A 9,995-nucleotide genomic window follows, 5' to 3' on the forward strand; every position below is an offset into this window, starting at 1 on the left:
GTAACTCGCATATACGTCTCTGATCACGCGAGTTACGTCTCTGATCACGCGAGATACGCCCCCAATCACGCGAGATCGCCCATCCCGCCCAACGCGAACGCGAGTTCACTCACCACCCACCAAGGAGCAGATCGTGACCGTTGACGACACTCGCGCGAAACCGCGTTCCAGCGTGGAGGACGTCTGGCCTCTTTCCCCGCTGCAGGAGGGAATGCTCTACCACACCGCCCTCGACGACGAGGGGCCCGACACCTACACCGTGCAGACCGTCTACGGCATCGACGGCCCGCTGGACGCCGCGTTGCTGAGGGCGACGTGGCAGGCGCTGGTCGACCGGCATGCCGCGCTGCGGGCCTGTTTCCGTTACGTCAGCGGCGCGCAGATGGTGCAGGTCATCACGCGGGACGCGCAGATCCCTTGGCGCGAAACGGATCTCACCGGACTGCCGGAGGACATCCTCGACAGCGAGGTCGACCGGCTGGCCGCGGACGAGCTGGCCGAGCGCCTCCGGATCGAGGTGGCGCCGCTGATGAAGCTGCACCTGATCCGGCTCGGCCCGGACCGCCACCGGCTCGTGCACACGCTCCACCACGTGCTGACCGACGGCTGGTCGATGCCGATCATCCACCGCGAGCTGGCCGCGATCTACGCGGCGGGCGGGGACGCGTCCGGGCTGCCGCCCACAGTGTCCTATCGGGACTATCTCGCCTGGCTCGGCAAGCAGGACAAGGAAATCGCGCGCGCGGCCTGGCGGGAGGAGTTCGCCGGGCTGGACACGCCCACCGCGGTCGCCCCGGCCGATCCCGGCCGGGTGCCGGAAATCGACACGACGATCGTCGAGCTCTCCACGGAGCTGACGGACGGGCTGGCCAAGTTCGCGCGCGGCCACGACCTCACGCTGAACACCGTCGTGCAGGGCGCGTGGGCCGTCGTGCTGTCGCAGCTCGCCGGCCGGACCGACGTGGTGTTCGGCGCGACCGCTTCGGGCCGTCCCGCCGAACTGGCGGGTGTGGAGTCGATGGTCGGCCAGCTGCTCAACACCCTGCCGGTGCGGGTCCGGCTCGACGGCGCGCGGCGGGCCGCCGACCTGTTCGCCGAACTGCAGCGCGACCAGTCCGCCCTCATGGCCCACCAGCACCTCGGCCTCCAGGACGTGCAGGCCGTCGTCGGACCGGGCGCGGTCTTCGACACGCTCGTGATCTACGAGAACTTCCCCCGCAAGGGCCTCGGACAGGCGCACGACGGCCTGACCCTGCGTCCGGTCAAGCGCGGGCGCAACTCGTCGCACTACCCGTTCACCCTCGTCACCGGTCCGGGTGAGCAGATGCCGCTGATCCTCGACTACGACCGCGGTCTGTTCGACGAGACGGTCGCCGGATCGGTCGTCGGAGCGCTGGCTCTGGTGCTGGAGCGCCTGGTCGCCGAACCCGACGTCCTCGTCGGCCGTCTGACGCTGCTGAGCGAGACCGAACGCGCGCTGGTGGTGGACGAATTCAACGCGACCGCGGGCCCGGTGCCGGGCGACTCCGTCGTCGAGCTGTTCGCGCGACGGGTCGCCGAAGCGCCCGACGCGGTGGCGATCACCGACGCCGCGGGCGCCGATCTCACCTACGCCGAGGTCGACCAGGCGTCGAACCGCCTGGCGGCACACCTCGCCGCCCGTGGTGTCGGCCGCGGTGACCGCGTCGGGGTGGCGATGGAACGGTCGCCGGAGCTGCTGATCGCCTTCCTGGCGATCTGGAAGGCAGGCGCCGCCTACGTTCCGGTGGACGTCGAGTACCCGGCCGAGCGGATTTCCTTCATCCTCGGTGATTCCAAGGTCTCGGTCGTGCTGTGCACCCAGGCCACCAGCGGTGTCGCTCCGGCGGACGCGATCGTCCTCGACGCGCCGGAAACGCGGGCCACCATCGACGCTTTCGCCGCCACTGCACCGGAATTCCGGCCGAGCGCGGACGACCTGGCGTACGTCATGTACACCTCCGGATCCACCGGATTGCCCAAGGGCGTGGGGATCCCGCACGGCGCCGTGGCGGGCCTGGCGGGCGACCAGGGCTGGCAGATCGGCCCCGGCGACGGCGTGCTGATGCACGCGACGCACGTCTTCGACCCTTCGCTCTACGCGATGTGGGTGCCGCTTTCGACGGGTGCCCGCGTCCTGCTCACCGAGCCGGGCGTGCTCGACGCGGCCGGAGTGCGGCAGGCCGTCGCCCGCGGCGCGAACTACGTCCACCTCACCGCCGGTACTTTCCGCGCCCTGGCGGAAACGTCGCCGGAGTGCTTCGAGGGCCTGGTCGAAATCGGCACCGGCGGGGACATCGTTCCCGCGCAGTCCGTGGAGAACCTGCGGCGGGCCCAGCCGGGTCTGCGGGTGCGCAACACCTACGGCCCGACCGAGACCACCCTGTGCGCGACGTGGCTCCCGATCGAACCCGGTGACGTGGTCGACCGGGAACTGCCGATCGGTCACCCCATGACGAACCGCCGGATCCACATCCTCGACGCGTTCCTGCGGCCGGTCGCGCCCGGGGTCGCGGGCGAGCTGTACATCGCGGGTACGGGGCTGGCACGCGGATACCTCGACAGCCCCGGCCTCACGTCCGAGCGGTTCGTGGCGTGCCCGTTCGCCCCGGGCGAGCGCATGTACCGCACCGGTGACCTGGCGCGCTGGACCCGCGACGGCGAGGTCGTGTTCCTCGAACGCGCCGACGACCAGGTGAAGATCCGCGGCTACCGCGTCGAACTGGGCGAGGTCGAGTCCGTGCTGGCCGCCCAGCCGGGCGTGGTCGAGGCCGTCGTCATGGCGCGCGAGGACCAGCCGGGGGAAAAGCGGCTGGTGGGTTACTTCGTCTCCGACGGCGGGGACGCGGGGCCGGAGGAGATCCGGCGCCGGATGGGCCTCGTCCTGCCCGCGTACATGGTCCCGATGGCCGTCGTCGCGCTGCCCGGTCTGCCCGTCACACCCAACGGCAAGGTGGACCGCCGCGCCCTGCCCGCCCCGGATCTCGCGGGCCGCGCGTCGGAAAAGGCGCCGGAGAGCGAATCCGAAAAGGTCCTCTGCGAACTGTTCTCGGAGATCCTCGGCGTCGACAACGTGGGCGTCGACGACGCCTTCCACGACCTCGGCGGCAGTTCGGCGCTGGCCATGCGGCTCATCGCGCGGATCCGGGAGGTGATCGGCGTGGATCTGCCCATCCGGCAGCTGTTCTCCTCGCCGACGCCCGCCGGGGTCGCCAGGGCGCTCGCCGCGAAGTCCCGTCCCGCGCTGGAACCCGCCGAGCGGCCGGAGCGGATCCCGCTCACCGCACGGCAACTCCGCGCGTGGCTGCTGGCCAGCCCCGGCGAAGAGACCGCGGGCCTGCACATCTCGGTCGCGCTGCGGCTTCGCGGCAGGCTCGACGTGCCCGCGCTGGCGGCGGCGCTCGGCGACGTCGCGACCCGGCACGAGGTGCTCCGCACGACGTTCCCGGGCGACGCGCAGAGCGTCCGGCAGGACGTCCACGAGGCCGCGGCCATCGAGCTGTCCCCGGTCCCGGCCACCGAGGAGGAACTCCCCGGCCTGCTCGCCGGGCTGCGCGCGTCGGTCTTCGACCTCACCCGTGAAGTGCCTTGGCGCTGCGACCTTTTCGCGCTGTCGGAAAAGGAACACGTGCTGCATTTGCGAGTGCACCGCATCCTGGCCGACGACGACTCGATGGACGTGTTCTTCCGCGACCTGGCGGCCGCGTACGGCGCACGGCGTTCGGGCCGGGTCCCGGAGCGCGCGCCGCTGGCACTGCAGTTCGCCGACTACGCGATCTGGGAACAGCGGCTCCTCGCGGACGAGGACGAACAGGGCAGCCTGATCAACGAACAGGTCGTCTTCTGGCGGGACACCCTCACCGGGATCGACGGGGAGACGGTGCTCCCGTTCGACCGGCCGCGGCCCGCGGTCCCGTCGCGCGAGGCGGGCACGGTCGCGCTGCGGCTGGGCGCCGAGCCGTACGACCGGCTGACCGAAGCGGTGCAACGGCTCGGCGCGGACACGATCCACGTCGTGCACGCCGCGCTCGCCATGCTGCTGACCAAATACGGTGCCGGACACGACCTCGTGATCGGCACGACGCTGGCGCGGGACGAGGACCTCATCGACCTCGAACCGATGATCGGGCCGTTCGCCCGGCCCTTCGCCCTGCGCACGGACCTCTCCGGTGACCCGACGTTCCTCGAGGTCGTCACCCGGGTGCAGGAGGCCGTCCGGGCCGCGCGTCAGCATCTGGACGTTCCCTTCGAGCGGATCGTCGAACTGCTGGACCTGCCCGCCTCGCTCTCCCGCCACCCCGTGTTCCAGGTCGGGCTGGAGGTGGACGAGGAGGACATCGGCGCGTGGGACGCGGCGGAACTGCCCGCGCTGCGCACCAGCGTCGTCTCCGGCGGGACGGAGGCCACGGAGCTGGATCTCGCGTTCAAGCTCACCGAGCGGCTCGACGAGGACGACAACGAGGACGGTCTCGAAGGCACCCTTCGCTACGCGGCCGACTTGTTCGACGAAGCGACGGCGGAATCGGTCGCCCGGCGGCTGGTGCGAGTGCTGGAACAGGTCGCGGAGGATCCCCAGCGGCGGATCGGCGACCTCGACCTCTTCCTCGACGACACCGAACGCGGCCGTCCGGCGATCGCGCCGGCGCGGTGGGCCGGGGAAGTGCCCTCGGTGGTCGCGGAGCTGGGTCCGCTCGGCGCGCTCGTGCTCGACGACCAGCGTCGCCCCGTCGCTCCGGGTGCCGTCGGCGATCTGTACGTCACCGGACCGGCGGTGGACGAGGGCAAGTCGGGTGAGCCGTGCCCGTTCGGCGAACCGGGACACCGGATGCTGAACACCGGCCTGCTCGCCCGCAAGACCGCGGCCAAGACCCTGATCGTGGTGGGGGAGCGGCGGCGGTCGAGCACCGCGGTGAAGACCGGCGACTACGAGATCCTGCTGCCGCTGCAGGCAGGCGGCGAGCGCCCGCCGCTGTTCTGCGTGCACGCGAGCGGCGGATTGAGCTGGAACTACGGGCCGCTGCTACGGCATCTCCCCGCGAACCAGCCGGTGTACGGCGTCCAGGCGCGCGGCCTCGCGCGTACCGAACGCTTGCCCGAGAGTGTCGAAGAGATGGCGGCGGACTACCTCGCGCATATCCGTGCCGTGCAGCCGACCGGGCCGTATCACCTGCTCGGCTGGTCGCTCGGCGGCCGGATCGCGCAGGCGATGGCCGCGATGCTCGAAGCCGAAGGGGAAGAGCTCGGCCTGCTGGCCCTGCTCGACGCCTATCCCGTCTACATGGGACGGAACGCGACCGGCACGGTGACCGAGGAGGCCTCGCGGGACGAAGACGGTCTCCAGAAACGGAAAGAGCAGGATCTGGAACTCGCCGGAGGCATGGTCCAGGGGCCCGGCGCGCGGGAGCGGCTGGAAGCCGTGATGCGCAACCTCTGGAAGGTGGGGCCCCAGCACACCGCCTCGCCGTTCAACGGCGACATCCTCCTTTTCGTCGCTTCCGAGGACAGGCCTGCCCATCTGCCGGTTTCGGAAGCCGTCGCCGGCTGGAAGGACTTCACCAGCGGCGCCATCGAACACCACGAGATCCCGACCAACCATTACGACATGGTGCAACCCGCGGCGTTGGTCCAGATTGGGTCCATCGTCGCCGAGAAGCTCCGGCCTCGGCCGGGCGCCTGAAAGGAAAGATCATGACCAATCCGTTCGACAACGAAGACGGTTCCTTTTTCGTGCTGGTCAACGACGAGGGGCAGCACTCCCTCTGGCCGACCTTCGCGGAGGTGCCCGCCGGCTGGACCCGCGTCCACGGTGAGGCCTCGCGCCAGGAATGCCTCGCCTACGTCGAGGAGAACTGGACGGACCTGCGGCCGAAGAGCCTGATCGCCGAGGTCAACGGCTGAGCGAGGGTGTCCAGCCGCTCAATCCGGGCGGTTGGACGTGCTCGGCGCCCGCTTGCGGTCGTGAGCGGAGCCGGAAGTCGACGGAAGCGGACCTGAGGCGCGACCGTCCACACGGGACGCTGGTCCGGATTTGGGTGCCCGATTTGCATGCTTTGCGCAGCTGAGAGAAGGGGTCGTGAGTGGCAATGAGCGTTAGAACGACCTTTACCACTCACGACCCCTTGCCAGAATCGCCCATGTCCACAGTGGACGCTAGGGCGTGCCGGCTCCCGTCGGCCAGGGCAAACGAGCGCTTGACCTGCGGCAACCGTCACCACTCACGACCCGCCGCATCCCCGCCCCGCTTCCCGCCGACGTTGCGAAAGCCACTTTCGCAACCTTCCGCATGCCGCGCGTGACGACCCGTTGAGACGAAAGGAACTGCCGTGTTCGAAGAGCTCAACGTCGTCCGGGGCCTGGAAATCCACCGGAGGGACCGCTTCGACCCGGGAGCGGAACTCCTTTCCCTGATGGCCGAAGGCCCCATCTCCGCCTTGGGCACCGAGGAAGACGGCGAACGACGGACGGCGTGGCTCGCCACCGGGTACGACGAGGTCCGCCAGGTCCTCAGCTCGGACAAGTTCAGTGCCCGGCTGATCTACGGCGGGACGGCGGCCGGTATCGCCTGGCCCGGCTTCCTGACCCATTACGACCCTCCGGACCACACGCGCCTGCGCCGGTTGGTGACGCCGCCGTTCGCCATCCGGCGGATGCGGGGGTTCCAGCCCGAGGTCGAGCAGATCGTCGAAGACACGCTGGACACCATCGAGGACATGGGCGGTCCGGTGGATTTCGTCCCGCAGTTCGGCTGGGCCGTCGCCACCACGGCGACCTGCGACTTCCTCGGCATCCCGCGGGACGACCAGGCGGATCTGTCCCGCACGCTGCACGCCAGCCGGACCGAGCGGACCGATAAACGGCGCAACGCGGCGGGCAACAAGTACATGCAGTACATGAACAAGGCCGTGGCGCGGGTGCGCCGCGACCCCGGTGACGACCTGTTCGGTGTCGTGGTGCGCGAACACGGTGACGAGATCACCGACGCGGAACTGGCCGGGGTGGCCGCGTTCATCATGGGCGCGGGCGGCGATCAGGTGGCCCGTTTCCTCGCGGCGGGCGCGTTGCTGATGGTCGATTTCCCGGAACAGTTCGACCTTCTGCGCGAAAAGCCGGACACGATCCCGGACTGGCTGGAGGAGCTCACCCGCTACCTCACCACCGACGAGAAGCTCCACCCGCGCATCGCGAAGGAGGACATCGAGATCGGTGGCCGCCTCGTCAAGGCCGGCGACACCGTCACCTGTTCCCTGCTGGGGGCGAACCGCGCGAACTTCCCGGCCCCGGAGGACGAATTCGACATCACCCGGGAGAAGTCACCGCACGTCGCGTTCGGGCACGGGATCCACCACTGCCTCGGCAGGCCGCTGGCGGAGATGGTGTTCCGGGTGGCGATTCCCGCGCTGGCCCGGCGTTTTCCCAAGCTGAGGCTCGCCGAGCCCGGCCGCAAGCTCAAGTTCGGACCACCACCGTTCGACGTGGAAGCCCTGCTGCTCGACTGGTAGCGCCAGAAAGCCTGAGGAGAATCATGGTAGTCCCCCTGCCGCATCAGCGGATCCGGCTCGATCCGGCGCCGGAGCTCTGCGCGTTGCAAGACAAGGGCCCGCTGCACGAGTACGACACGGAGACGGGGCTGAACGGCCGCAAGCAATGGTTGGTCACCGGTTACGACGAGGTGCGGGAGATCCTCGCCGACGCCACCCGCTTCAGCTCGATGCGGCCGGTCGACGACGAGGCGGACCGCGCGCATCTGCCGGGCATCCTGCAGGCCTACGACCCGCCCGACCACACCCGCCTGCGCGGGACCGTGGCCCCGGCGTTCAGTGTGCGGCGTATCGAAAGGCTGCGGCCCCGCGTCGAAGAAATCCTCGAAGAGGGCTTGGACGACCTGGAGAGCATGGGCTCGCCGATCGACTTCGTCCGGTACGCCGGCTGGCCCATCCCCGCGCTCATCGCCTGCGAGTTCCTCGGCGTTCCGCGTGACGATCAGGCCGACCTGTCGCGGATGATCCGGGACAGCCGGGAAAGCCGGATCCCCAAGCAGCGCGCGCAATCGAGCCTCGGCGTCGTCAACTACTGCGAAAAGCTCGCGGCCCGCGAACGCGCCGATCCCGGCGACGAGCTGATCGGGTTCATCGTGCGCGAGCACGGGGACAAGGTCAGCGACGAGGAACTGTCGGGGCTCGCCGAGGCGATCCTGATCGTGGCCGTCGAGCAGATGGCGGCCCAGCTGGCGATGGCGGTTCTGCTGTTCGCGACGAACCCGGCCCAGCTGTCGCTGCTGCGCGAACGTCCGGAGCTGGTGAACAGCGCGACCGAGGAAGTCCTGCGCTATCCGACGATCGTCGAGGCGCCTTCGCCGAGGACCGCGCTCGTCGACCTGAACATCGCCGGATACGACATCCGTGCCGGGGACGTGCTGACCTGTTCGATGCTGGCGGTCAACCGCACGCTCGGGGACAAGTTCGACATCACGCGCGAGAACAGCCCGGGACATCTCGCCTTCGGGCACGGCATCCACCACTGCGTCGGGGCACCGCTGGCCAGGCTCGAACTGCGGGTGGCGCTGCCGGTGCTGGCCCGCCGGTTCCCGTCGCTGCGGCTGGCGGTCCTGGAAGAGGAACTGCGGTTCGTCGCGGGCAAACCCGCCCCGTTCAACATCGAGGAGCTCCCCGTTGAGTGGTGAGGACACGCGCCCGCTCCACATCCGCAGGCACGATCTCGATCCGGCGGACGAACTGCGCGCCGCCGGGCCGCTGTCGAAGGTCACGGTGGGCACCGGAGCGGACGCCGAAACCATCTGGATGGCCGCGGGACACTCCGTCGTGCGCCAGGTTCTGGGTGACCACAAGCGGTTCAGCACCCGGCGCCGCTGGCACGAGCGGGACGAGGTCGGCGGGCAGGGCATCTTCCGGCCGAAGGAACTGGTCGGCAACCTGATGGACTACGACCCGCCCGAGCACACCCGGATGCGGCAGAAGCTGACCCCGGGGTTCACCCTGCGCAAGATGCGGCGCATGGAGCCCTACATCGAGCAGATCGTGTCGGAACGGCTCGACGCCATGGAGGACGCGGGATCTCCCGCCGACGTGATCGAACTCGTCGCCGACGAGGTGCCGGGAGCCGTGCTGTGCGAGCTGATCGGGGTGCCCCGTGACGATCGCGCCATGTTCCTCAAGCTGTGCCACGGGCATCTCGACGCCTCGCTGAGCCAGCGGCGACGCGCGGCCGCCGGCGAGGCGTTCTCCCGTTACCTGCTGGCCATGATCGCCAGGAACCGCAAGGAACCCGGCGAAGGACTGATCGGCGCCGTCGTCGCCGAACACGGCGACGAGGCCACCGACGAGGAACTGCGGGGCTTCTGCGTTCAGGTGATGCTGGCCGGTGACGACAACATCTCCGGCATGATCGGCCTCGGCATACTGGCTTTGCTGCGGCATCCCGGACAACTCGACGCGCTGCGCGGCGAAGGCCCGGCGGCGGACCGGGCGGTCGACGAGCTGATCCGGTACCTCACCGTCCCGTACGCGCCCACACCCCGGACGGCGATGGAAGACGTCGCCATCGGGGACGAGGTGATCAAGGAGGGCGAGACCGTCCTCTGCTCGCTCCCCATGGCGAACCGCGATCCCGCGCTGGTGCCGGAGCCGGACCGCCTCGACCTCACACGGGAGCCCGCGCCGCATGTGGCGTTCGGGCACGGGATCCACCACTGTCTCGGTGCTTCGCTGGCGAGGCTCGAACTACGAACGGTCTTCACCTTGCTGTGGCAGCGTTTTCCGGCGCTGAGGCTCGCGGATCCTGCGAAGGAGACCATGTTCCGGTTGACCACTCCGGCTTATGGGCTCACGAGTCTGATGGTCGAGTGGTGAGGGGGAGGGGGAGGGGGAGAGGCGTGGGGGAGGCGTCGGTACAGGGGGTGGGGGGGTGGGTTTGTTCGGTTAATATCAACAAAAAAAACACAAACAACCCCCACCCCCACC

The 9,995-nt window shown here is 69.6% G+C and carries 5 protein-coding genes; all 5 read left to right on the forward strand.

From position 1 onward, the window contains the following. The first annotated feature begins 133 nt into the window (after positions 1 to 133). Positions 134 to 5,695: an amino acid adenylation domain-containing protein gene (locus ACIHAO_RS18345; RefSeq protein ID WP_396559233.1), complete on the forward strand. Its 5,562-nt coding sequence runs from the start codon at positions 134 to 136 to the stop codon at positions 5,693 to 5,695. 11 nt (positions 5,696 to 5,706) lie between these two features. Beyond that, entirely contained in the window at positions 5,707 to 5,916 is a 210-nt protein-coding gene (locus ACIHAO_RS18350) for an MbtH family protein (RefSeq protein WP_125789836.1), read from the forward strand. 425 nt (positions 5,917 to 6,341) lie between these two features. Then, on the forward strand, positions 6,342 to 7,517 hold the full coding sequence (locus ACIHAO_RS18355) for a cytochrome P450 (protein WP_396559235.1): 1,176 nt from the start codon (positions 6,342 to 6,344) through the stop codon (positions 7,515 to 7,517). A 23-nt stretch (positions 7,518 to 7,540) separates the two neighbouring features. Beyond that, on the forward strand, positions 7,541 to 8,698 hold the full coding sequence (locus tag ACIHAO_RS18360; protein WP_396559237.1) for a cytochrome P450: 1,158 nt from the start codon (positions 7,541 to 7,543) through the stop codon (positions 8,696 to 8,698). Further along, positions 8,688 to 9,884, forward strand: coding sequence for a cytochrome P450 (locus ACIHAO_RS18365; protein ID WP_396559239.1), 1,197 nt, complete (start codon positions 8,688 to 8,690; stop codon positions 9,882 to 9,884). Before ACIHAO_RS18360 ends, ACIHAO_RS18365 begins: the two co-directional genes overlap by 11 nt. Positions 9,885 to 9,995 lie beyond the last annotated feature (111 nt).

Origin of the sequence: Amycolatopsis sp. NPDC052450 (assembly GCF_044547565.1) — a bacterium.
Classification (GTDB): Bacteria; Actinomycetota; Actinomycetes; order Mycobacteriales; family Pseudonocardiaceae; genus Amycolatopsis.

Bases quoted from the DNA above. Each gene is read 5' to 3' on its own strand.
- ACIHAO_RS18350 (WP_125789836.1), top strand. From the start codon at position 5,707: ATGACCAATCCGTTCGACAACGAAGACGGTTCCTTTTTCGTGCTGGTC.
- ACIHAO_RS18360 (WP_396559237.1), top strand. From the start codon at position 7,541: ATGGTAGTCCCCCTGCCGCATCAGCGGATCCGGCTCGATCCGGCGCCG.